21 protein-coding genes are annotated in these 21,233 nt (G+C 48.6%); 12 read left to right on the forward strand and 9 right to left on the reverse strand.

From position 1 onward, the window contains the following. Window positions 1–59: 59 nt before the first annotated feature. On the forward strand, window positions 60–1,241 hold the full coding sequence (locus tag ACTJJS_RS16725; RefSeq protein WP_440664533.1) for an aspartate aminotransferase family protein: 1,182 nt from the start codon (window positions 60–62) through the stop codon (window positions 1,239–1,241). A 451-nt stretch (window positions 1,242–1,692) separates the two neighbouring features. Here ACTJJS_RS16725 and ACTJJS_RS16730 read toward each other — a convergent pair whose 3' ends face one another. From ACTJJS_RS16730 to ACTJJS_RS16745, 4 genes are read right to left on the reverse strand one after another with little or no spacing between them, the layout of a single operon-like run. Continuing rightward, window positions 1,693–2,226: a hypothetical protein gene (locus tag ACTJJS_RS16730; RefSeq protein WP_440664534.1), complete on the reverse strand. Its 534-nt coding sequence runs from the start codon at window positions 2,224–2,226 to the stop codon at window positions 1,693–1,695. Between the two features lie 33 nt (window positions 2,227–2,259). Further along, window positions 2,260–2,961, reverse strand: a complete 702-nt coding sequence (locus ACTJJS_RS16735; RefSeq protein WP_440664535.1) for a hypothetical protein — start codon at window positions 2,959–2,961, stop codon at window positions 2,260–2,262. Between the two features lie 41 nt (window positions 2,962–3,002). Further along, window positions 3,003–3,392 carry a hypothetical protein gene (locus ACTJJS_RS16740; protein WP_440664536.1) on the reverse strand — a complete coding sequence of 130 codons (390 nt, stop codon included), beginning with the start codon at window positions 3,390–3,392 and terminating at the stop codon, window positions 3,003–3,005. Then, window positions 3,392–5,836 (reverse strand): DUF5686 family protein, encoded by a 2,445-nt coding sequence (locus tag ACTJJS_RS16745; RefSeq protein ID WP_440664537.1) that lies wholly within the window; start codon window positions 5,834–5,836, stop codon window positions 3,392–3,394. The genes ACTJJS_RS16740 and ACTJJS_RS16745 overlap by 1 nt, the downstream gene beginning before the upstream one ends. Window positions 5,837–6,035: 199 nt before the next feature. Here ACTJJS_RS16745 and ACTJJS_RS16750 point away from each other — a divergent pair, with 199 nt between their 5' ends. The 5 genes from ACTJJS_RS16750 to ACTJJS_RS16770 are packed head-to-tail and all read left to right on the forward strand — an operon-like array spanning window position 6,036 to window position 9,431. Continuing rightward, window positions 6,036–6,680: a hypothetical protein gene (locus tag ACTJJS_RS16750; RefSeq protein WP_343744480.1), complete on the forward strand. Its 645-nt coding sequence runs from the start codon at window positions 6,036–6,038 to the stop codon at window positions 6,678–6,680. Between the two features lie 5 nt (window positions 6,681–6,685). After that, window positions 6,686–6,982 carry a winged helix-turn-helix domain-containing protein gene (locus tag ACTJJS_RS16755; RefSeq protein WP_168870540.1) on the forward strand — a complete coding sequence of 99 codons (297 nt, stop codon included), beginning with the start codon at window positions 6,686–6,688 and terminating at the stop codon, window positions 6,980–6,982. 52 nt (window positions 6,983–7,034) lie between these two features. After that, a complete protein-coding gene (gene creD / locus ACTJJS_RS16760) occupies window positions 7,035–8,360 on the forward strand; it encodes a cell envelope integrity protein CreD (RefSeq protein ID WP_440664538.1) in 1,326 nt (441 codons plus the stop codon). Between the two features lie 3 nt (window positions 8,361–8,363). Continuing rightward, entirely contained in the window at window positions 8,364–8,744 is a 381-nt protein-coding gene (locus tag ACTJJS_RS16765) for a diacylglycerol kinase family protein (RefSeq protein WP_168870538.1), read from the forward strand. Window positions 8,745–8,759: 15 nt separating this feature from the next. After that, complete coding sequence (locus tag ACTJJS_RS16770) at window positions 8,760–9,431, forward strand: DUF1361 domain-containing protein (RefSeq protein ID WP_168870537.1); 672 nt, start codon at window positions 8,760–8,762, stop codon at window positions 9,429–9,431. Window positions 9,432–9,592: 161 nt separating this feature from the next. On the opposite strand, the gene ACTJJS_RS16775 is transcribed toward ACTJJS_RS16770, so the two are convergent. Beyond that, window positions 9,593–13,024: a hypothetical protein gene (locus tag ACTJJS_RS16775; protein ID WP_440664539.1), complete on the reverse strand. Its 3,432-nt coding sequence runs from the start codon at window positions 13,022–13,024 to the stop codon at window positions 9,593–9,595. 57 nt (window positions 13,025–13,081) lie between these two features. Between ACTJJS_RS16775 and ACTJJS_RS16780 the strand changes: the two genes are divergently transcribed. Next, on the forward strand, window positions 13,082–13,720 hold the full coding sequence (locus ACTJJS_RS16780) for an MBL fold metallo-hydrolase (protein ID WP_168870536.1): 639 nt from the start codon (window positions 13,082–13,084) through the stop codon (window positions 13,718–13,720). Between the two features lie 8 nt (window positions 13,721–13,728). Here ACTJJS_RS16780 and ACTJJS_RS16785 read toward each other — a convergent pair whose 3' ends face one another. From ACTJJS_RS16785 to ACTJJS_RS16795, 3 genes are all read right to left on the reverse strand, one after another. Beyond that, window positions 13,729–15,261, reverse strand: coding sequence for a lipopolysaccharide biosynthesis protein (locus ACTJJS_RS16785; RefSeq protein ID WP_343744477.1), 1,533 nt, complete (start codon window positions 15,259–15,261; stop codon window positions 13,729–13,731). Window positions 15,262–15,294: 33 nt separating this feature from the next. Next, window positions 15,295–15,693, reverse strand: a complete 399-nt coding sequence (arfB, locus tag ACTJJS_RS16790; RefSeq protein WP_440664540.1) for an alternative ribosome rescue aminoacyl-tRNA hydrolase ArfB — start codon at window positions 15,691–15,693, stop codon at window positions 15,295–15,297. 191 nt (window positions 15,694–15,884) lie between these two features. After that, the gene (locus ACTJJS_RS16795) at window positions 15,885–16,346 is read right to left on the reverse strand and encodes a hypothetical protein (protein WP_440664541.1); all 462 of its coding nucleotides are present in this window, start codon (window positions 16,344–16,346) and stop codon (window positions 15,885–15,887) included. A gap of 95 nt (window positions 16,347–16,441) precedes the next feature. Between ACTJJS_RS16795 and dtd the strand changes: the two genes are divergently transcribed. From dtd to ACTJJS_RS16820, 5 genes are all read left to right on the forward strand, one after another. Beyond that, window positions 16,442–16,894, forward strand: coding sequence for a D-aminoacyl-tRNA deacylase (dtd, locus tag ACTJJS_RS16800; protein WP_168870532.1), 453 nt, complete (start codon window positions 16,442–16,444; stop codon window positions 16,892–16,894). 55 nt (window positions 16,895–16,949) lie between these two features. Beyond that, window positions 16,950–17,276 carry a nucleotide pyrophosphohydrolase gene (locus ACTJJS_RS16805; RefSeq protein ID WP_440664542.1) on the forward strand — a complete coding sequence of 109 codons (327 nt, stop codon included), beginning with the start codon at window positions 16,950–16,952 and terminating at the stop codon, window positions 17,274–17,276. A gap of 78 nt (window positions 17,277–17,354) precedes the next feature. Beyond that, window positions 17,355–18,311 (forward strand): YihY/virulence factor BrkB family protein, encoded by a 957-nt coding sequence (locus tag ACTJJS_RS16810; RefSeq protein ID WP_343744474.1) that lies wholly within the window; start codon window positions 17,355–17,357, stop codon window positions 18,309–18,311. Between the two features lie 80 nt (window positions 18,312–18,391). Next, on the forward strand, window positions 18,392–19,819 hold the full coding sequence (locus ACTJJS_RS16815) for a glycine--tRNA ligase (protein WP_168870530.1): 1,428 nt from the start codon (window positions 18,392–18,394) through the stop codon (window positions 19,817–19,819). Between the two features lie 45 nt (window positions 19,820–19,864). Continuing rightward, a complete protein-coding gene (locus tag ACTJJS_RS16820) occupies window positions 19,865–20,488 on the forward strand; it encodes a hypothetical protein (RefSeq protein WP_440664543.1) in 624 nt (207 codons plus the stop codon). A 3-nt stretch (window positions 20,489–20,491) separates the two neighbouring features. On the opposite strand, the gene ACTJJS_RS16825 is transcribed toward ACTJJS_RS16820, so the two are convergent. After that, a complete protein-coding gene (locus ACTJJS_RS16825) occupies window positions 20,492–21,214 on the reverse strand; it encodes a ferredoxin--NADP reductase (protein ID WP_440664544.1) in 723 nt (240 codons plus the stop codon). Window positions 21,215–21,233 lie beyond the last annotated feature (19 nt).

Below are 21,233 nucleotides of genomic sequence, written 5' to 3' on the forward strand. Positions count from 1 at the left end.
CAAAGATAACAATTACTAATTAGCCGTTGTTTTCTACCTTCGCAGAGAATGTAAGAGATATGAACAACAGGCAACTTTTTTTGCAGCACGTAGCGCAAACATCAGATGCGCCGCTGGCATTGGAGATCGTTAAAGCGGAAGGCATGTACATGTGGGATGTCAATGGCAGGAAGTATCTGGACCTGATTGCCGGCATCAGCGTATGTAACATGGGGCATTGTCACCCTGCCGTGGTGAAAGCTATCCAGGAACAGGCGCAGCAATATATGCACCTGCTTGTATACGGAGAATTCGTACAGTCGCCACAGGTAGCTTATGCTAAAGCGCTGACAGCACATCTACCTGAAAACCTCGACTGTGTATACTTCACCAACTCCGGCGCCGAAGCAGTGGAAGGTGCTATGAAGCTGGCCAAACGTTTCACCGGCAGAACGGAGATCGCGGCCTTTAACCGTAGCTACCACGGCTCTACTCAGGGCGCGCTCAGCATCCTCGGCGATGAATACTGGCGCAACGCATACCGTCCCCTGCTCCCTGGTATACAACACCTCGAATATAACAATTACGCTTCGCTGGAACTGATCACCCATAACACGGCAGCTGTATTCGCAGAAAGCGTACAGGGAGAAGGCGGCGTGATCGTTCCCCAACCGGAATGGATACACGCTTTGCGCGCTAAATGCAACGAAACCGGCGCCCTGTTGATATTGGACGAAGTGCAATGTGGCCTCGGCCGCAATGGAACGCTCTGGGCTTTTGAACAACTGGGCATTGTCCCTGATATACTGCTACTCGGTAAAGCTTTGGGCGGCGGTATGCCACTAGGCGCGTTCATCTCCTCCCATACCATCATGTGGAGCCTCACCAACAACCCGGTACTGGGGCATATCACTACCTTCGGCGGACATCCGGTGAACTGCGCCGCAGGCCTCGCCGGTTTCAACGCATTGCTGGAATCGCAGGTGATAAAAGATGTGAAAGTCAAAGGAGAACTGTTCCGCCAACATTTGCAACATCCGGCCATTAAGGCGGTACGCTCACTGGGACTGATGATGGCAGTGGAACTGGAAAGTTTTGAAGTCAACAAAAAAACGATTGATTATTGTATAGCGAACGGTGTGCTTACAGACTGGTTCCTTTTTGCGCCAGAATGTATGCGCATCGCGCCGCCGCTGATTATTACGGAAGAGGAGATTGTGCAGGCGTGTAAAGTGATTTGTGAAGGGTTGGATAGATTATAAAATGTAATTGATTTAAATACAAACGCCTCTACGAAAAAGAATTTTCAGTAGAGGCGTTTTTGGTTTGATACTACAATGTACCGGGTATATAAATGATATAGTATCTATAATTAGATTTTTTATTGTTCATTTTTGCCTAGCAACTTTAATGTCTTTTGATACAGGTAATTCCCAAAATTCAGAAACATCCAATTCATCGATCCCATTATAAGACCGAAAGAGGGAATCATAAGAATCGCAATGAGTGCTCCTTTAAGCCCATAATAAGGTTGATCATTAAAATATACAGGTACCAGATTAAAGAATGTTAGAAAGATAAAAAGCAACATAAGCGGCAATACAGCAAAGGTGCATGACCAGAAAAGACTCTTAAATGAAAAGCGGACATTTGACATAACTGTTATTTGTATTCTCTGAAAGGTTTAAATCAGTTATAATGGCTAAAGTAATATTAATTACACGTAGTATAAGGATTCGCACACTGCGTTTCCGGTGGTATCCAGCCAATATACAGCTTCCCTTTCTGCCAAAGTGAAATCTTTACCCAGTTGGACTTACACGCAGATACCTGGACCAATTGATTGGTCCACTCAGGAATAGTAGATTTATTCGACTTCTTACTGGGCTCACTATAAATAGCGATGTTCCCTGAATAGGATGTAAGATATGTGCCAATCTGCGCAGATTTTTTTATCCAGCCTTTTGATACGCCGCCTTTAACGAGGGAATACCTGGCAGTTACCTTAAACAGGCTGTCGTTATCTTCTTTCAGGCGAAAAACAATGAAGTCTTCGTACCGGAAATTGTGTTCCACATATTTGGTGATGTTGCCTTTGTCATCGTATAATTCGGTTTTCCCGCTGAAGTTCGGGTCCATGAGCACGAGGCAGTCGCAGGTGCTGGGTGCCTGTGCATTGCTGTATAGAGATAAGAGCTGAAGGCAGTAGAACAGGCCAATCGCTTGTAAAATTTTGTTACAGTACATAACAGGTGTTATCTGATTATTGAAGAAAAGATTTTATTGTTGGACCATTCCACTCAGCCGCCTGTCAGTAACGTTTACTTTTTCATGATTATCATAGCTAACAAACACCTCTACATCGATATTTAAGAAATTAGTGTAGACGTTGAAATAGAGTCCCTTTTCATCTTTTCGCAGAAAGGAGATGTGGCCGGGTTGCATGGAATAACACCTTAGTTCCAGGTAGGGAAAGAACGATTCCGGGCGATTAATATCTAGCTCAAAGTCCCGTGTCACAGGAGATTTAAAAAAGTTACCACTGATATATTTGATGGTGGTGTTTTTCCTGTTGTATGCAATAAGATAGTCATCATCAAAACGGAAGGCGTGAAGACGAACAGTTGTCGACATCCCGTTGGGATGGATTGTTTTAAATCCTGGCAAATGAACGGCGAATAATTGATAATCTCTGTCCGGATACAATAGAGCGCCATTGTACGGAGTGATCTCAGTCTCCAGCTGTCCGTCAACTGGCATTAGTTTCTGAAAGATACTTTTAGAAAAAGGATTCAGCATTCCGTCGGAACCTACTGACAAATCCCCTTCTACGGCATACCTGATATGATAACTGATAATATTTTGGAGGACGAGGGCGCTGTCTCGGGGAAGCATTGGTACAGGAGACTGGCTATATGCCATCATTGTCGCCATAAAGCATATGACTACTGCAATCAGGTGCTTATTTTTCAATGGAATCATTTCATACAGTTTAACTGGGATAGCATTGTAGGGTGCTGTTGTTAACTATTCAGTCGGGTCATTTCCATCACTACCTGTCGGGCAAACACTTCCAGTTTAGCTTCTTCCAGAAATTCAAGTTGATAATAATACTCTCCTTTGGAAGTCATTTCATGATGATTGTTATTCATTTCAAAGTGGCTGCGGTAAAAGAGCGTGAGTATGCTTCCGGGTTGCGTGGGATTGATACTGCAGCTTCCTAACCGGGCATCAACGAACGTAATAACAATCCTGTCGTCATCGTTGGTGAACCGCAGTTCCAGCTTTTTGGCCATCAGGCTGTAGGTAATGCGGATGCATTTAAAATCGTTGTGCAGGTCGTAATACATATCGCCTATCTCGCCGGACAGCAGCGTATCGAACAAGACGGTATGTGTTACGTCTTTTTTCATCAGAACTGCAATTTAAAGCTGCCAAATACGCCGAATTTCTTATTCGCTGGTTCATCTGGCAATACATCCGGAGCTACGCGCCAGATGAAGTCCACCCGCAGGAATTTAAAGATGTTTTCGATGCCGGTGCCAACTTCCAGGTAAGGGTTGCCTTCGAGTGTACGGAAAGGATAGCCGTTATAGAGGTTGAGTTTTTTATTTGGTTCTGACAGAGAGCCCACTACCCCTTTGGCGGTCCAGAACTGGCGCCATTTCAACTTCTTGATGAGTGGTATATATCCGAAGATACCGTTACCGATGGTATGTTCCACGTTGAAACCAACATATTGATCGCTGAGGAATTCGAAGCGGTTCATCATGTTGAAGGCGTATTTGTTGTAGTAGTAGATCTCGTTGCCCGGATGTACTTCGAGGGAAGTGTAAGGCACCGTGCCGAAGATCTTGCCACCAAAAACGTTATAGTACAGGGAGCCGAAAGGAGGCAGCTTCACATAGTCAGACACGCTGAGGGATACACGCTGATATTGTTGGCCGCTGTTGGCGATACCCGGGATACCGACAGCGTACTTCAGTTCCGTGATGGGGTATTTACTGCCAAGGCTGATCCGGTAGTAGTTGCCTTCCAGGAATTGTTCATGAAAAGCCCAGCGGAGCTTCAGTTCCACTTCTGTGGTGGTGAGCGGGTCGCGGTTACTGATGGTTTTGGGGAAGAACTCAGCGGTTGGCAATGGCTCGTATGGCCTGGCCTGTTTATGCAGCAGCGTTATCTGGTGAGAGAAGCCGCTGTAATATTCTTTAAAGAATTCCAGCCGTTGTTCCTGTATCATGAGGAACTTCTGCGGGATACCGTTTTTGCGGATGGCGAGGGTGAAAATGTTGTCAGTGCCTACTTCATCGTAGTAGTGGGAGCCGTTGTCAAGGTCTTTCGTATAGGCGCCGTAGAGGTACATGCGCGGATGTCTTTTCAGCAGCCAGAGGGCGGACATTTTTCCTTTGTAGACGTTGTCCTTGAAGCCGTAGGCCAGGTATCCGTAGAGGTAGATGTCCTTGTTGAATTTGGGCGTGGTTCCCAGGTCGAGCCGCAAACGGAACCCTTCCAGCCGGTTCTGCGAAAACAGGTAATAGTAAGGTCCCCATTCGATGGGGCCGAAGGGTTTATAGCCTGTTGCCAGGAAGCGGATGGTATTGGAGTATTTCTGGAAGAGCGGCATCCGTTGGAGGGTGTCGATCATTTTGTAGATACCCATCTCATTTTTGCTGAGACTGTCCGGGCGGTTGTCATTCCAGAAAGATTCTTTGCGTACACGGGCGCTGTCGAGCACTACGACAGCCTCGGGGTATTTTTTATCACTGAAAATGTTGGTGGCGGCAGTGTCGTTCGTGATCACATTGTCGTAGGTGGTGCTTTTGCGGCCGATAAAATCGAATGTTTTACCGGGTTTGGGGCTGGGTGCCCAGAAGTCGGCCACGAACTTGTCTTTATAAAGGAACCAGGAGCTGTCGTGCAGCTGCCGGAATTCCTGCACCATGCTCACGCGGCGGACGAAGTTGATGTTGGCGTCTTTCGGTACAGACAGGGTGGCTTTCATGACGGCGTAGGTAGTGTCATGTACCCAGATGTCGCCGATGAACGTATTCTCTCCTTTTCGTTTAGGCGTAAAGTTGAGTTTGATAAACCGCTGGCTGCTGATGTACTGTGTATCGGCTATTTTATAGTCGTAGTAGAAGGCTCCGTTGTGGTGTATCGGGCTGACGAACTGTTTATCGAATACCGGAATGAAATTGTTGTAGACATTGATATTTTGGTACATGCCACCGAGGAATTTCGTCACGCTTTCGTTGTCGATGCCGGAGGTACGGGCGGCTTTGATGACTTCTTTTGTTTTCCGGGGAGATGATTGAAAATAATAATCCGACAGGGATTCGGTCAGGAAGATGGGAAGGAATGGTTTATCTTCCGATGTGCTGTCGATATTATCAAGGATGAAAGCAAATGGTTTGGTGAACCTGTTTCTGGACAGTTTTTCCTTGTTCAGGTTTTTCATGTCCAGTTCCAGTTTATTGTAAACTTCGTATTTATAATTATCGAGCCGGTTATAGTTGTTTTCCGGTTTATGTTTAATGATCTGTTTAAGGAGGATGAGGGCGAAGTTAACGTTGGCTTTTATTTCGTATGTTTTGAGGGAGAGGTCTGAGCGGGTCACTTCAAAGTTGATGGTTTGCTCGTTCAGGGTACGGTTGACCGGCATTTTAAGAATGGTATATCCCATTACCCTGACCAGTAAGGAATCTGACGGGATAACATTTAACTCAAATAAAAATTTTCCTTCGGCATTGCTGACCATACCAGTTTGTGTGTGATCAAACTGAAGGGTGGCGAAGGGAATGATTTCCTGCGAGTGCGCATCTCTCACTGTTCCACTGACCTTATATTGCTGCGCCATCAATTCTGTACACCAAACGCTTATGCCTATTAGGACCGCTATAATTCTTTTCCAACCAAACATATCTGACAACAAACTTAGAGTATTTAACGCTAACCTGTATAGTTGCTTTCCTGAAGGTAACGCAGTTATGACGAAAAAAATATATTTTGAAATACAGGAAATTATTTTAGCTTTGTATTGCAAAGTGCTTTTTAGTATGACAGACGACCAACAACATTTGCAGACGTTAACGGACATCAAGCGTATCATGGAACGCAGCAGCCGGTTTATTTCACTGAGCGGGCTGAGTGGCGTGTCTGCGGGGCTATGCGCCCTGGTGGGTGCATGGCTGGCGCGTGTTTGGCTGGTGGCGTATTATGAGCGTTGGGACAGCACGGGCGTATATAACGATGCCGACTATGCGGAGCTGAAGGTTAAATTGATTACCACTGCCCTGGTGGTGATGGTAGCAGCGGTAAGCGGAGGGCTCTTTTTCACCTGGCGCCGGGCGAAGAAAAACAATCTTCCCATATGGGACGTGACAAGCCGTAAAGTACTGATCAATGTGTGTATTCCGCTGGCGGCCGGTGGCGCTTTTGCGGCGGGGATATTGTACAACCATATGGAAACGCTGGTGGCGCCTACCTGTCTGGTATTCTATGGCCTCGCGCTGGTGAATGCCAGTAAGTATACCCTGCCGGAATTACGTTATCTGGGCATCCTGGAAACCCTGCTTGGTATCGCTAATCTTTTTCTTTTGCGTAAAGGGCTTTATTTTTGGGCAGTGGGGTTTGGAGTGTTACACATCGTTTATGGTATCGTAATGTGGTGGAAATATGAGAGAAAGGGAAGCTTTCAATAATTAGCATGAATCCGATCGGTAATTTAAACAAGATATTTGAGAGCCGCATCCGACTGGGTGTAATGAGTGTGCTGATGGTAAATAATGAGGTCAATTTTAATGACCTTAAGCAGATGCTGGAGGTCACAGACGGCAATCTGGCCTCTCATCTCAATACCCTGGAGGAAAACGGCTACATCAAGGTATACAAAGGGTTTATTGGCCGCAAAACCAATACCACCTACGCTATTACCACTGCCGGGGAAAAAGCCTTCAAAGGCCATCTGGCGGCCCTTGAACATATGATCAAATTCACTAAATAATTTTTTTTGTCTTTTTACTTTGAAACACAAAGTGCTTTTTAAAAATCATACCATGGAAGTTCCCGAAAACAACCTCAACACCTCCTTTTTTAGTCGTTACGCTTACGCCTTCAAAGCGATTGTCATTGTCATCATGATGATGGTATTACTGATCCCGGCCAGCATGATCACCGACGTCATCCGCGAACGCCAGGACAGACAGTCCTCTGCTGTGGAAGAAGTCAGCAGCCGCTGGGGATACGAACAACATATTACCGGCCCTATTCTGGCCATTCCCTATACCGTTGCCGGTTCCGCCAACGCCAATTACGTGTACCTGTTACCGGAACAATTAAAAATCAATGGAGAATTGTTGCCCCAAAAACTTAAAAGAGGCATCTTCAGCGTGGCCGTCTACGACGCCAAAATGCAGCTGAGTGGCACCTTCAGCCCTGCCGCCATCTACAAATCAGGCGTACCGCCATCCGCCCTGAAATGGGACCAGGCGTCCGTTATCATGGGCATCACCGACCTGCGTGGCATAGACAACCAGGTTAAAATGGTCTGGAACGGGAAAACATTCCCTTTCAGCCCCGGCGTGGTCAATACTGACCTGTTTAAAAGTGGCATCCAGTCCCCGGTATCGCTGGTTTCCGGCGATACCGCGGCCCTCGCCGGCACCTTCTCCCTGGAACTGGGCGTAAAAGGCTCGGGCAGGATCAGCTTCTCCCCCGTGGGTAAAACCACTACGGTGCATACCAGCTCCAGCTGGCCCGACCCCAGCTTTGACGGCGCCTTCCCGCCGAAAGACCGCCGCGTGGACGCCAAAGGCTTTAGCGCTGCCTGGGAAATACAAGACCTCAACCGCGAATATCCCCAGAGCTGGGCCGGCAATAAATACGATGTCCACAGCGCGGATTTCGGCATCAAATTCTTTATGCCGGCTGAAAGCTACCAGCAGTCCATCAGAGCGGTGAAATACGCTATCCTCGTCATCGGGCTTACCTTTATTATCTTCTATTTTATTGAACTCTCCCAACGCCGCGCCATTCATCCATTACAGTACGCCCTTGTAGGCCTCGCCCTTTGTATTTTCTATACCCTGCTGATATCCATATCAGAACAGCTTAACTTTACACTGGCCTACCTGATTGCCAGCGGTCTCACCATAGGCCTGATATCACTGTATGTGGCCAGCGCCTATAAAAGCGGCCGTATCGCTGCAGGCATTGGTGGTACCTTGCTGTTGTTGTACGGTTTTATCTATGTGATTATCAGCGCGGAAGACCAGGCCCTCCTGATGGGCAGCATTGGTCTCTTCCTGACACTGGCTGCCATCATGTATTTCAGCAGGACCATCAAATGGGACAAATTATCCGAAAAATCAACAGTACAATAAAATATGAGGAAAGATTCTTATTTCAGCAAACGGGTGGCCAGTTTCGGATATGCTTTCAGCGGGATAGCGGCTTTTCTTCGCAGTGAACCCCACGCGCGCATCCACCTGGTGGCCACTATCGTGGTAACGGCAGCCGGCTGTTGGTATAAGCTTTCCAGGATGGAATGGATATTGCTGATCATCACCATCGCGATGGTCTGGGTCACAGAAATGCTGAACACCGTCATCGAAAAAATCATGGACCACCTGTCGCCCGACTACCATCCGCGTGTAAAGTGGATCAAGGACGTGGCGGCAGGTGCCGTGCTCATCGCGGCTATCGCCGCCGCCGGCATCGGCGCCCTGATATTTATCCCCCATATCCTGTCAACGGTTAATCATTAAAAAAACATTTGAACCATGCGACTGAAAGGCATATTCCGTTTGATCCGGCAGCGGGTTGCGAAAAACCAGCAGCGATATACGCTGTACTTTTCCATTCTGTTTAGCCTGGCACTGTTGTGTTATCGTATATACCATTCCGGTACCTACCTGCGTGTATCTTTGGTATGGAATCTTTTCCTGGCCTACGTGCCCTTTGCTATTACCCGCTGGATGGAAAAACATCCCGCCGAAATCAACAACCGCCTTACCTGGTACGGCTGTTTCGTCGCCTGGCTGTTATTCATTCCAAACGCCCCCTATATCCTCACGGACCTGTTCCATCTCTTCGATGGCGGTGTACCGCTTTGGTTCGACCTGTTCGTGATATTCTCCTTTGCCTGGAACGGCATGATGCTGGGCTACATGTCTATCCGCAGCATGGAACACCTCTGGAGCGCCCGGCATACCCGCTGGCCGGCATGGCTGTTTACCTTCCCTGTAATGTTCCTCTGTGGTATGGGAGTATATATTGGCCGCTATCTTCGTTATAACAGCTGGGACCTGGTAAAAGACCCGCTGACGCTTCTGGGGGATATGAGAGACATTGTCCTGCATCCGGTGGAAAACCGCAGCGCCTGGGCTTTCACGATCTGCATGGGGGTCTTCCTCAGCCTGATGTATCCGCTGGTAAAAAAACAAAGCATTTAGGGATTTTTTGATTTACGATTTTGGAATTTCGGAATCATAACAGCGAAGTATAAAAGAAGTATAAATAAAAGAGAAGACCGAAGCGATCGCTTCGGTCTTCTCTTTTATGCGCTTGGGGCAATCCCCGAAATTCCAAAATCGTAAATTAAAAAATCCCTAAATCAGAAGTCCACGCCCATACCGAAATACCAGATGGGGCTGCCACGGAAGAACGCTACCATTGGCCAACCGGCATCTACACGAAGGAAGTAGCCTGCAATGGTAGTACGCGCACCGAAGCCATAACCGCCAATGAACGGACCAAGGAAACCTTCTTTGATACGGGTGGTCACCAGTCCGTTATCATCGTTGTAGCTGGTATAATTGGCGTCTTTAAAGCTCAGTTTCTCATTCCAGGCGGTACCTATGTCCATGAAGGTGGTTACCTGGAAGTTGCGCAGGAAAGCAGAGTTGATCGGTTTCTCGATGAAGGTGGCGAATACAGGCAGACGTAATTCTGTATTGAGCAGCATCACGTTGTTGCCGTTTTTCGCATTCTGTTTGTAGCCACGCAGGTTTTCCGCCAGGGTCTGGAATGCGTAGTTGGCGCTCATATTCACTGGCGTATTGGTGTTGATCTGCGGGTTCAGCCAGTTGTCGATACCACCGAGGTAGTACAGCAGTTTGCGGGTACCCCAGGACATATCCAGTGAAAAGCGGGTAGCCCAGATGAAGTTGCGGTATATCTTCTCGTAGTGTCTAACGTCAACGCCCATATTATAGGTGAACCGTCCGCCGTTGGCAGGTGAATTCGGGTTGAAGATCTCATTCAGGCCGCCATTGGTCAGCTGGGAATTGATCTCTCCATAGACTTTGTAGCGGGTGCCGTTCCATATGTTGATGGCCGGATTGATGGTATTGTCATACACATATTCCAGTCGGCCGATCGCATAACTTTCGCTGTAGTTTTTGCTCAGCAGTGACGGTTTCTCTACAGCCTGTGCCACCAGCTTATCGGTACGGTAGCCAACAGTCAGGCGGATGCTGCGTACCTGGTCAAACGGATAACGTGCTTCTACCTGGTACAGGTTGGTGATGAACTTGGCCGGGGCGCGGAATTGTCCCAGCGTAGAGTCGTTCACGATAACATCGTTGTTTTTGTCCACTTTGCGGTAGTAGGTGAACTTATAATCGAAGCGTTTCTTCAGGTAATTGGCCGTGAAGAAATACTCGGAACCCTGCAGGGAAGACGGAATACGGAACCCGCCGTTAAACTTCAGGTCCTCAAACAGATCGCTGACGCCTATACGAATTAACCCGTTCACAGGATCAGTCAGGCGGATCGGGCCAGACGGAGGACCGGTAAACGGCTGGTATTTGTTGATCAGGATGGAGTTGTCCAGTTGCAACACCAGGTAGTCCGATGCGAATTTGAACTTATAAGGGAAGAGCTTCGCTTTTTTCAGCACTGGTTCTTCTTTTTTCTTCTCGAACAGGCCCGGGATGGATGAAGATGGTGTGGTACCGGACACATTGTTATTATTATTGGCATGACTGGTGGTATCCGCCGGATCATTGCCAAACTCGTTCTGGAAGAAGTTGGTATGTGGTGTGGTGTCTTTTGGGGCTGCCTGTTCAGAATAGGTAGGCAGGCCTAAACGAAGGCTGTCGGCATGCATTTCCGCCCGGCGGAAGTTGGTGGGACGGGCGTTTACATTTCTTTTCTTCAGCACGTTGGTGTCTACCTTCAGTTTCATGAGCCGTTTGATACCGGCATAGCCTACCACTTCGGATACTTCGCCCTGCTCGCCGGTGATGCGGGATTCCTGGATACCGTACGGATAGTTGGATATCGGGAAAGTGTAGGTAGAGTCCATGGTGATGGCCACGGCCTGTACAGAGTCCGGAGCAGTGGTGCCATAAGCTGCCAGCGTGGAGTCCAGCTCCTCCTTGTCCGGGTTATGGAGTATTTCCGAGCCTACGAAGAAAAGCGAGTCCACTCCGGCATTTTTTGATTTGAAGAACCCGGCATAACGGTTACGGATACCGTTAGCATCTGACACAAAGGTGAAGTGCGTGGTGTTATACTGCATGGGCAGTCTGGCATCGCCGTACTTCAGGTCGGTGAGCTGTGTGATCTGTTTTTCGCTGCTTTTGTTCCAGTTGTCCACCATGAAGATGTTGAACGGCCTGTTAGGCAGGGTGGTGTCGCTGCCTCTTCCTTTGGGCACGGGCCTGTTGGAAGAGTAGATGATACCGCTTTTGCCCGGGAAGGCGGCGAAAGACGGGTCGAGGTCGTCGTATATGTCGTTGGTGATCTGGTCAGTTTTGGAATTGCTGATGCTGTAGGTGAAGATGTCGGTATGTCCGTTTTTGATGGCAGACAGCAGGAGGGTATTTTCCTGTACCGGCATGTATTTGAAGTCTACCACACGGTCAAACTGCGGCAGGTCCTGACGTAGGGTCGTTTTCGTGATGAGGTCGTAGACCATCAGTTTGGTCTTGCCTTCATGCTCATATACAACGGCGAGGCGGTTACCTTTGGTATTCCAGGCCATCAGCGGATAGTTGGGGTCCACCTGGTTGGCCAGCTGCATGACGCCGCTGCGCAGGAGCACTTTGGGTTTGTTCCAGCCCAGCTGTATTTGTACGCGGTAGACGCCTTTTTTGAATTCTACCACGGCATATGAATTGTTTTTAGGATTGGGATTGAAGCGGTAGTAATCGGATTTACCGATTTCCTGTGCAACAATAGTGCGGCCTTTGGCAGATGTTTTACGTCTGCGGTTATCTTCAGCAAAACGTTTCTGGTAAAAAACGAAGAAGTCCTGGGTGGCCTTTTTGGGTGTCTGGTTGAGCACCTGCTCGAAGCCTTTTTTCAGTCCCCTGTTGATACGGGTGATGTACATCAGGTAAGGAACGGCATCTTTGCCATATTTGCTTTCCACATAGTACCAGAAAGCTTGTCCGGCCAGCAGTGGTTTGTCATAGGCCAGTTGGTTGAAGCTGTTGTATTTACCGGAGAGCAGCACGGACTTCAGTTCTTCATCGAGCTTGGCGGTCCAGTTTTCGGCCGCGTAGGCGATAAAGCCGTCGGTAAACCATTTAGGGAAGTCTATCAGGGCGGCGTTGCCGGCAAATTCGCCGATGTCTTCACCAAAGAGAAGGGTTTCCAGCAGAATGCGGGCTATTCCCTGGCGGATCTGGCGGTGCAGGTTTTCGTGGTTGCCATCGTAGTAAACGATCATTTTATTGCCTACCAGCTTAGTAACGCCTCCGGTGTTCTGCCAGTCAACACCGATGCCGATATTGGACTGTTTCATCTCTCCGAAGCTGTTATAGACCACAATATTGATGCGCTGGCGGGGATTCGACTCCATGAACTGTTCTATCGAAGGTAATTCCTTTTCGGCTACCTGGACAACGTACTTGCCCAGTTCCAGCCCGTTCTGGCTGAAATAGGTGTTGAAATGCCGGCTTTGGTAATATCTCCACTTAAAATTCTTGAACTGAACACGATTTTGGCCGAATTCAACGGTATTGGTCTGGGCTTGCGTAACGAATGTTCCAAGTAATAGGGCACCGAATAATAACCTGGTAATAAATCTGTTCATACAGAAAGTATTGATAATATTGTGATCTGTTTTAAAATTAGCTAAAAATCAGGTAACATGATCGAAATCCAACAATTCACTTTTGGTCCTCTCCAGGAAAACACCTACCTGCTTATTAACGGAAAAAGGGAATGTATAATTATAGACCCGGGTTGTTATTTTCAGGACGAAAGAAAAGAATTATTACAATATATACAAACGGAACACCTAAATGTTACAAGATTGCTGAACACTCACTGCCACTTTGATCACATCTTCGGTAACAAACTGGTATCGCAAACCTATGGCTTAAAACCGGAGTTTCATGAGAAAGAACAGGTGGTGATGGACAATTCCCAGGCAGTGGGTGCCATGTATAACCTGCCGTTCGACCCCTCTCCCATGCCTGGGCGTTATATCGTGGAAGGAGAAAAGATTCCCTTTGGCGCTCATGAACTGGATGTGCTTTTCACACCAGGCCACTCACCCGGAAGCATCTCCTTCTACTGCGCTGACCAGCAGTTTGTGATTGGAGGCGATGTGCTGTTTTACCAAAGCATCGGCCGTACAGACCTGCCAGGCGGCAATCATGCCACCCTGCTGAACAGTATCCGTGAGAAGCTGTTTGTATTGCCGGATGAAACCCGGGTGTTCCCTGGGCACGGTCCCGCCACTACGATTGGGTTTGAGAAGAAATACAATCCTTTCCTGGTATAGGAACTTGCCTATTTAATGTATTTCCCGATAAACGGCATCCGGGCGAACTCCTTTTTCTCCATCCGGAAGATAAACCATGCATAGGCTCCAAATAACAAGGTGGCCACTGCAAGGGATAAAGGCTTCATGGCATAGATATCGCCAGGGGAAAGCACTTTGGCATTCAGCCAGCTGAACACATAGTAGGTAAGCACGGCCAACCCGATGTAGGTGATCAGTTTAGGGAGATGGTAAGGTATCGGGTAATAACGCTGCCCCCATACGTAACACACCACCATCTGCACGAAATAGCAGACCATAGTGGCCAGTGCGGCGCCATAGTAGCCCATTACGGGTATCCACCAGTAATTAAGGAGGAAAGCCAGTACAGCCGTGATAAGGGTGATGATGGCACCGGTCTTGGTGCGGTCGGTGAGTTTGAACCAGATAGTCAGGTTGTAATAAATGCCGAGGAACATGTTCGCCAGCAGCAGCACGGGCACTATCCGCATGCCCTGGTAGTAGAAGGGCACCCGCAGGAATATCTTCCAGACATTGAGGTACAGGCTTACAAAGAGGAACATGAAACAGAGCATCACTACAAACAGCTTCATAATTCTGGCATATACCTTTTGAGGGTCTCCACTTTCCGCCTGCTTAAAGAAGAAAGGCTCCGCTCCTAACCGGAACGCCTGTATGAACATGGTGATCAGTATGGCGAGCTTGTAGTTGGCGCTGTACAGGGCGATAATCTCTTTTTTGGCCTCCATATTGTTGCCGGGAAGGAACTGTGGCAGGAACCAGGCCCTGTCAAAGGTCTCGTTGACCATGCCGGCCATGCCTACAATGATCAGCGGCAGGGCGTAATGGAGCATCTTTTTCCAGAGCGCGGGGTCAAACTTCCATTCAATCTGCCGTATTTGCGGCAGGAACAGCACCAGGGTGACCGCGCTGCCCAGCATATTACTGAGGTAAATATATCCCGTTTGGTCGCTGCCGTTATGCAGGCCCGGTACCCACTGATGACCGGCTGCAGCCAGTTTGGGGCAGATGACCAGGAAAAAGATATTGAAAAAGATAGTGGTCAGGATACCGGCTACCCGGATGGCGGCATACCGCACCGGGCGGCCTTCCAGCCGCAACTGCGCAAAGGGGATGGCTGTCAGCGCGTCAAAGGCCATGAGCAGCACGATGTAGGTGTAAAACGCCGGATGCCCGGTAAGCCCGGCCAGTTCCCCGGTGTACGAATTGATCACCGGCCCCCGTAGCAGCAACAGCAGGATAGTGATGGATATCGTGGATATCAGCAGGGATATGGTGGACGTGCCCAGCACATGGGATTTGTTTTCCTGTTTGGCAAACCTGAAAAAGGCCGTCTCCATACCATAAGTGAGCACAATATTGGCGAAAGGGATATAGGCATATACGTTAGACATCTCCCCGAAGGAGGCCCTGCTTAAAATGCCGAGGTAAAAAGGCGTCAGGAAATAATTGAGCAGCTTGCTCACAATATTACTCAACCCGTAATAAACCGTCTGTCCTGCCAGTTTCTTGATGCTCAAACCCTAAAAATTTTATGCAAAATACAATTGCCGTTATTCAAAATTGCCTCTCCGCAGCTGTTTTTTCTCCGACAACCGCTTCTTGAACTGTATCCTTTTTTCAACTACCGCCTTGGGTATTTTGGTGGCTATTCTTTTCTTGCGGGGTACCAGTGCTTTGTTGATCAGGTCATTTATCTTGAAAATAACCTCCTGTTTGTTGCCCAGCTGGGTACGGGCCGTCTGTGATCTTACCTGTAGGATGCCTTCCGAATTGATACGGTTGGCCAGCTTCTCATGGAGCAGTTGTTTCTGCTCAGGGGTTAACAAGGCGGAGGCTTCAATGTTAAAAGCACCTTCCACCATGGTTTCCACCTTGTTCACATGCTGTCCGCCGGAACCGCCGCTGCGGGCCGTTCGGAAGGTGAGCTCAGGTGTAACATTAATGTTCATTGTATGATTCTTTTTTATAATGCAAATTTACGTTAATTGGCCGGCAAAATCAATTCCGCGGCCGAAAGTCCCGGGCTGTAACGTTGAAAACAACGAAAAGGAGTTTCCGAAGGTAAGCATAATGGATGGCACATCACAAAAAGCCAGGACAGCCTGTGGCAGGCTGGCTGAAATGAATAGTAGGAAAAAGATTACCGGGAAAAAGGAATGAGATAAGCGTCGGTGCTATCTTTTTTAAGTGGTACAGCGTTATCCCCGACGGTAACGCCGGTAAGTTCGGAGGAACAGGCAACCTGCCTGAATGCCATATTTATTTTAAACTGCACGACCTTGCCGGTTTGGCCAACTTCGAGCACCATGTTTGGCGCGGCAGGGCCCTGGAGATAGGTAACGCCGTTACGACGGGTGGCCTTTTCCACCCAGAAGCCGGATTGGCCATTGGGCCGGATAAATCGTACACTGTCAAGCGGAATAGTGGCTCCCGGGCCAGTGACGAGATCTGCGCCGGTTTGCGGATCGGTCAATCGGAACGGGAAGCCGATGGCCGCCTTCAGGGTAGCAATGTCATTGCTGTTACAGGGAGTTTTGTCCTTACGGCTGCAGCTGCCTGCCAGCAGGGCGACTAACAGGATACCTGGTAAAATACGTGGCATAAACAATAGATTTTGGTATCTGTTAAGCGTACAAAAGCAGAAAATGTTACCGGGGTTTGTCTTAATTTCCCGCCTGATTAAAACAGGAATTTGATATGAGAGCAGTTATACAGCGGGTATCCGAAGCATCCGTCACAGTGGATGGCGTTATCACCGGCCAGATCGGGCAGGGCCTGCTGGTTTTGCTGGGCATTGAAGATGCTGACGGCCCGGAAGATATCCAGTGGCTGAGCAGCAAGATCGTCAACCTGCGCATTTTCAACGATGATGCCGGCGTAATGAACGTTTCCGTGAAAGACATGCATGCTGACATACTGCTGGTCAGCCAGTTTACCCTGCACGCTTCTACGAAAAAAGGCAACAGGCCTTCGTATATCCGTGCCAGTAAACCGGACGTGGCCATCCCCCTGTATGAAAAAATGATCGTACAGCTGGAGCAGGACCTTGGGACCACCATCCAGCGCGGCATCTTTGGCGCTGATATGAAAGTAGCGCTGCTCAACGATGGGCCGGTCACTATTATTATAGACACGCACCAGCGGGAATAACATAAAACCATTATGCCTGCAATCCGTTATCTTTAAACACTACAATTCATTATCCATGACTATACAGGAAGCACAGGAAAAAATCGACAACTGGATCAACACTACCGGGGTACGCTATTTCAGTGAGCTGACCAATATGGCCATCCTCACGGAAGAAGTAGGTGAAGTGGCCCGTGTAATGGCCAGGCAGTTTGGCGACCAGTCTGCTAAAGACGGTGACAAAAAAAGGGAACTGGCCGATGAACTGGCCGATGTCATGTGGGTGGTGTTGTGTATTGCCAATCAAACCGGCATAGACATGACCGTGGCACTGGAGAAAAACTTCGACAAAAAAAATATCCGGGACGCTACCCGGCATACCAACAATCCTAAACTGAAATAATCACCCGCGCTACGCCTATGCCACAGGAAGCAAATGCCTATGCATGCTTTTTGCTTCCTGTGGGTAAAAACCTGCAGCATGAATAAAACAATGGGAAAAATACAACTGTACTGGACGGTGCTAAAGGCGTCCGGCAGTGCTTTTATAGACGATAAAGTGCTGAAACTCAGCGCCGCGCTGGCTTATTATACTATCTTCTCCGTAGCTCCCATGCTCATTATCATCATCTTCTTCTGTGACCTGTTCCTTGGAAAGGAAGCGGTGGAAGGCAGTATATATGGCCAGATACAAGGCCTGGTTGGTAGCGAGGCGGCCATCCAGATACAATCCATGATCCGCAACGCTACCCTGTCCAACGATATGAGCTGGGCCACCATGGTGGGTTTTGTGACACTGATCATTGGCGCCACCGGTGTGTTTGCAGAAATACAGGATTCTATCAATTTTATCTGGGGACTGAAATCGAAGCCCAAGAAAAACGGCCTGCTGCGTATGCTCATCAACAGATTGTTGTCTTTTTCGCTGGTAGTCAGCATGGGCTTTATTTTGCTGGTATCGCTGGCTGTCAATGGCCTGGTGGAGCTGTTTCAGAATGTACTGACACAGCTTATCCCTACTAAACTGACCACCACCCTCATCGTATATGTGGCTAACCTGGTAGTGCCTTTTTTGGTGATCACCACCCTGTTTGCCATCATCTTCAAGGTCTTGCCCGATGCGCGGATCAAATGGAAAGACGTGCGGGTGGGCGCTGTGGCGACGGCCGTGCTGTTTATGATCGGTAAATTCGCCATCGGCTATTACCTGGGCGCCAGTAAGGTCAGTTCTACCTATGGGGCGGCAGGTTCTGTGGTCATTATCCTGTTATGGGTATACTATTCCGCAGCCATCCTGTATTTCGGAGCGGTTTTTACCCGCCAATATATAAAGCACTCCGGAAGAGAGATCTACCCCAATGACTATGCTGTCTGGGTAAAACAAATAGAAGTACCTCATGAGCCCCCCGCCCCTGTTGATACGGTGGAAGAGGGGTAAAAATATTTATCTTAGTTAGATATATATAATAAAATAATTACAATCATATTTTCAAAATTGGCATTTATCTTTGCGCGACTATGTCTACAGATCAGAATAAATTCCAGGCGATCATATCGCACTGTAAAGAATACGGTTTTGTTTTTCAGTCCAGCGAAATATACGATGGGCTCAGCGCGGTGTATGACTACGGTCAGTACGGTTCCGAGCTGAAAAAAAATATTAAGGACTACTGGTGGAAAAGCATGACCCAGCTGCACGAGAACATCGTGGGGATTGATGCGGCCATCTTTATGCACCCTACCACCTGGAAGGCGTCCGGTCACGTGGACAACTTCAGCGATCCTATGATCGACAACAAGGACAGCAAAAAACGCTACCGGGTAGACCACCTGATTGAAGCGTATGCGGAAACGCTGCCTGAAGCAGAAGGCAACGCCGTGCTGGCCCAAATGGACGAGCTCCTGAAAGAAAATGACTTCGCAGGCCTGAAAACCCTGATCGAAGAGAAAAAGATAAGCTGCACTGTCAGCGGAACTTCCAACTGGACAGACGTCCGTCAGTTTAACCTGATGTTCTCCACTCAGCTGGGCAGCGTTACCGACGAAGCCAGCGAAATATACCTGCGTCCGGAAACTGCACAGGGTATCTTCGTGAATTTCCTCAACGTGCAGAAAACCGGCAGGATGAAAGTGCCTTTCGGCATCGCGCAGATTGGTAAAGCCTTCCGTAATGAAATCGTTGCCCGTCAGTTCATCTTCCGTATGCGTGAATTTGAACAGATGGAAATGCAGTTCTTCGTACGCCCTGGCACACAGAAAGAATGGTACGAGAAATGGAAAGAAGAAAGGATGCAATGGCACCTGAGCCTCGGCACCGATCCTTCCAAATACCGTTTCAAAGACCACGTGAAACTGGCGCACTACGCTGATGCCGCTGTGGACATCGAATTCGACTTCCCGATTGGCTTTAAGGAAGTGGAAGGTATCCACTCCCGTACTGACTTCGACCTGAAACAACACCAGGAATACAGCAAGAAAAAAATCCAGTACTTCGATACAGAAATTAACCAGAACTACGTGCCTTACGTGATAGAAACCTCTATCGGTCTGGATCGTATGTTCCTGCTGACAGTCTGCAACGCTTACGAAGAGCAGGACCTCAGCACACCGGAAAAGCAGGACAGCCGCGTGGTACTGAAGTTCCCCGCGAAACTGGCGCCTATCAAACTGGCGGTGTTCCCGCTGACCAAAAAAGATGGTTTGCCGGAAGTCGCGCAATTACTCGTAAATGAGTGTAAACAACATTTCCATTGCTACTACGAGGAAAAAGACAGTATTGGTAAACGTTACCGCCGTCAGGACGCCATCGGTACGCCTTTCTGCGTAACCATAGACCACCAGACTAAAGAAGACGGAACCGTTACCATCCGTTACCGTGACTCCATGGAGCAGGAACGCGTTCCGCTCACAGAAGTGAAAAACATTGTTCTGAGCAAGATCATGTAACATATCCGGGGCCACAGCCGTTTAATTCGTATATCCCTTACCCCTATGCATATACGAACTGTAACGACTGTGGCCCTTTTGTTTTGCTGTACTTCCCTTTCTGCCCAAAACACGCCCCGGGACTCCACCCTTCATTCCCGCCCCCGCAAAGAACAACCGGTTTATTTGCCTAAGAAATGGCCGCATGTCGTGTATGGCACGCTGTTCGGGCCTGCCTGCGGTGTTGGCGTTAACTATGATACGCGTTTTAATGGAACACGAACTGGTTGGGGAATGCGTGCAGGCGCCGGTATAGTGCCTCGTTATGAGGAAACATGGTACTCTCATAAACGTGTCCCGGCTGGAAGAACAATCCGGGACAGTACAATTACACACGGCTTTTCCGTTCCCGACCGCCCCACTCTCTTTGGAGGTATTAATTATGTGTTCGCCCTGCCTGATCCGGACAGGAACTGCCTGGAAGTGGGTGGTGGTATGACTTACATGTTTGGCGACTCGCTTTGGTTTGAAGAAGGGGCTTCGGACCGCACTACCCTGGGGTGGTTGTCAATCGGAGGCCGGCGGTATTTTATCAATAAACATTTTATATTCAGGATAGGAGCTATGCTGATGTTTTCTTCCAATCAGGTAACCCCTAATATGGACACGGGTTTTGGCTATTGTTTCTAAGCTTTATCCGTACAGCTCAAGATGTATGTCATGGCGGTCGTACCCCATGGCGGTAATGCGCTGCCGTGCCTCATCTATCATGGCTTTCCAGCCGCAAAGGTAGAAGTTGGCGGGCCGCTTGTCGCCGGCGAGGATTTCCTCGTAGACGCTGTGCACGTAGCCTTTTTTGCCGGCCCAGTCTTCCTGGCGGCTCAGCGTAGGGATGTAATGAAAGCGCGGCATGTCCTGGTCCAGCTGCCGCATTTCATCAGCGTACAGCAGGTCCTGTTCATACCGGCAGCCGAAAATCAGGTGGATATTGGGATGTGGCAGCTGATGCAGCTGTATATGATGCACCATGGAGCGGAACGGCGCTATGCCGGTACCGGTGCAGATCAGGAACAGGTCTTTTTCCATGTCTGCCGGCAGGGTGAACATGCCCAGCGGGCCTCTTACCTGTAAGGTGCTCCCCTCTTTGATCTCATTGAAAAGATAGGTGCTGCCAACACCTCCCTCCAGCAGCACGATCACCAGTTCAAATTCATTGGTGCCGTCCGGATGGGATGCAATGGAATAACTGCGCCAGCGCTTGTTTTTCTTTTCATGAATGGGAAGGTCCAGGGTGACAAACTGCCCTGGCTTGAAATCAAATCGTTCCAGCTCTGGTATACGTATCCAGAAACGCCTTGTATTGGGTGTTTCATCTAACAGCCGGGTGACGATGCCTGTATACCAGATCTCCTGCATGGAAAAAGGAATTTGGTGT

Source organism: Chitinophaga sp. 22308 (assembly GCF_052045305.1).
In the GTDB taxonomy this organism is placed as follows: domain Bacteria; phylum Bacteroidota; class Bacteroidia; order Chitinophagales; family Chitinophagaceae; genus Chitinophaga; species Chitinophaga varians_A.

What these genes read in the sequence shown, in the direction of transcription:
- ACTJJS_RS16805 (WP_440664542.1), top strand. Translation starts at nt 16,950, where the DNA reads ATGACTATACAGGAAGCACAGGAAAAAATCGACAACTGGATCAACACT.
- ACTJJS_RS16795 (WP_440664541.1), bottom strand. Translation starts at nt 16,346, where the DNA reads ATGCCACGTATTTTACCAGGTATCCTGTTAGTCGCCCTGCTGGCAGGC.
- dtd (WP_168870532.1), top strand. Translation starts at nt 16,442, where the DNA reads ATGAGAGCAGTTATACAGCGGGTATCCGAAGCATCCGTCACAGTGGAT.
- ACTJJS_RS16825 (WP_440664544.1), bottom strand. Translation starts at nt 21,214, where the DNA reads ATGCAGGAGATCTGGTATACAGGCATCGTCACCCGGCTGTTAGATGAA.
- ACTJJS_RS16765 (WP_168870538.1), top strand. Translation starts at nt 8,364, where the DNA reads ATGAGGAAAGATTCTTATTTCAGCAAACGGGTGGCCAGTTTCGGATAT.
- ACTJJS_RS16815 (WP_168870530.1), top strand. Translation starts at nt 18,392, where the DNA reads ATGTCTACAGATCAGAATAAATTCCAGGCGATCATATCGCACTGTAAA.
- creD (WP_440664538.1), top strand. Translation starts at nt 7,035, where the DNA reads ATGGAAGTTCCCGAAAACAACCTCAACACCTCCTTTTTTAGTCGTTAC.
- ACTJJS_RS16780 (WP_168870536.1), top strand. Translation starts at nt 13,082, where the DNA reads ATGATCGAAATCCAACAATTCACTTTTGGTCCTCTCCAGGAAAACACC.
- ACTJJS_RS16755 (WP_168870540.1), top strand. Translation starts at nt 6,686, where the DNA reads ATGAATCCGATCGGTAATTTAAACAAGATATTTGAGAGCCGCATCCGA.
- ACTJJS_RS16750 (WP_343744480.1), top strand. Translation starts at nt 6,036, where the DNA reads ATGACAGACGACCAACAACATTTGCAGACGTTAACGGACATCAAGCGT.
- ACTJJS_RS16735 (WP_440664535.1), bottom strand. Translation starts at nt 2,961, where the DNA reads ATGATTCCATTGAAAAATAAGCACCTGATTGCAGTAGTCATATGCTTT.
- ACTJJS_RS16820 (WP_440664543.1), top strand. Translation starts at nt 19,865, where the DNA reads ATGCATATACGAACTGTAACGACTGTGGCCCTTTTGTTTTGCTGTACT.
- ACTJJS_RS16810 (WP_343744474.1), top strand. Translation starts at nt 17,355, where the DNA reads ATGAATAAAACAATGGGAAAAATACAACTGTACTGGACGGTGCTAAAG.
- ACTJJS_RS16770 (WP_168870537.1), top strand. Translation starts at nt 8,760, where the DNA reads ATGCGACTGAAAGGCATATTCCGTTTGATCCGGCAGCGGGTTGCGAAA.
- arfB (WP_440664540.1), bottom strand. Translation starts at nt 15,693, where the DNA reads ATGAACATTAATGTTACACCTGAGCTCACCTTCCGAACGGCCCGCAGC.
- ACTJJS_RS16725 (WP_440664533.1), top strand. Translation starts at nt 60, where the DNA reads ATGAACAACAGGCAACTTTTTTTGCAGCACGTAGCGCAAACATCAGAT.
- ACTJJS_RS16745 (WP_440664537.1), bottom strand. Translation starts at nt 5,836, where the DNA reads ATGGCGCAGCAATATAAGGTCAGTGGAACAGTGAGAGATGCGCACTCG.
- ACTJJS_RS16730 (WP_440664534.1), bottom strand. Translation starts at nt 2,226, where the DNA reads ATGTACTGTAACAAAATTTTACAAGCGATTGGCCTGTTCTACTGCCTT.
- ACTJJS_RS16775 (WP_440664539.1), bottom strand. Translation starts at nt 13,024, where the DNA reads ATGAACAGATTTATTACCAGGTTATTATTCGGTGCCCTATTACTTGGA.
- ACTJJS_RS16740 (WP_440664536.1), bottom strand. Translation starts at nt 3,392, where the DNA reads ATGAAAAAAGACGTAACACATACCGTCTTGTTCGATACGCTGCTGTCC.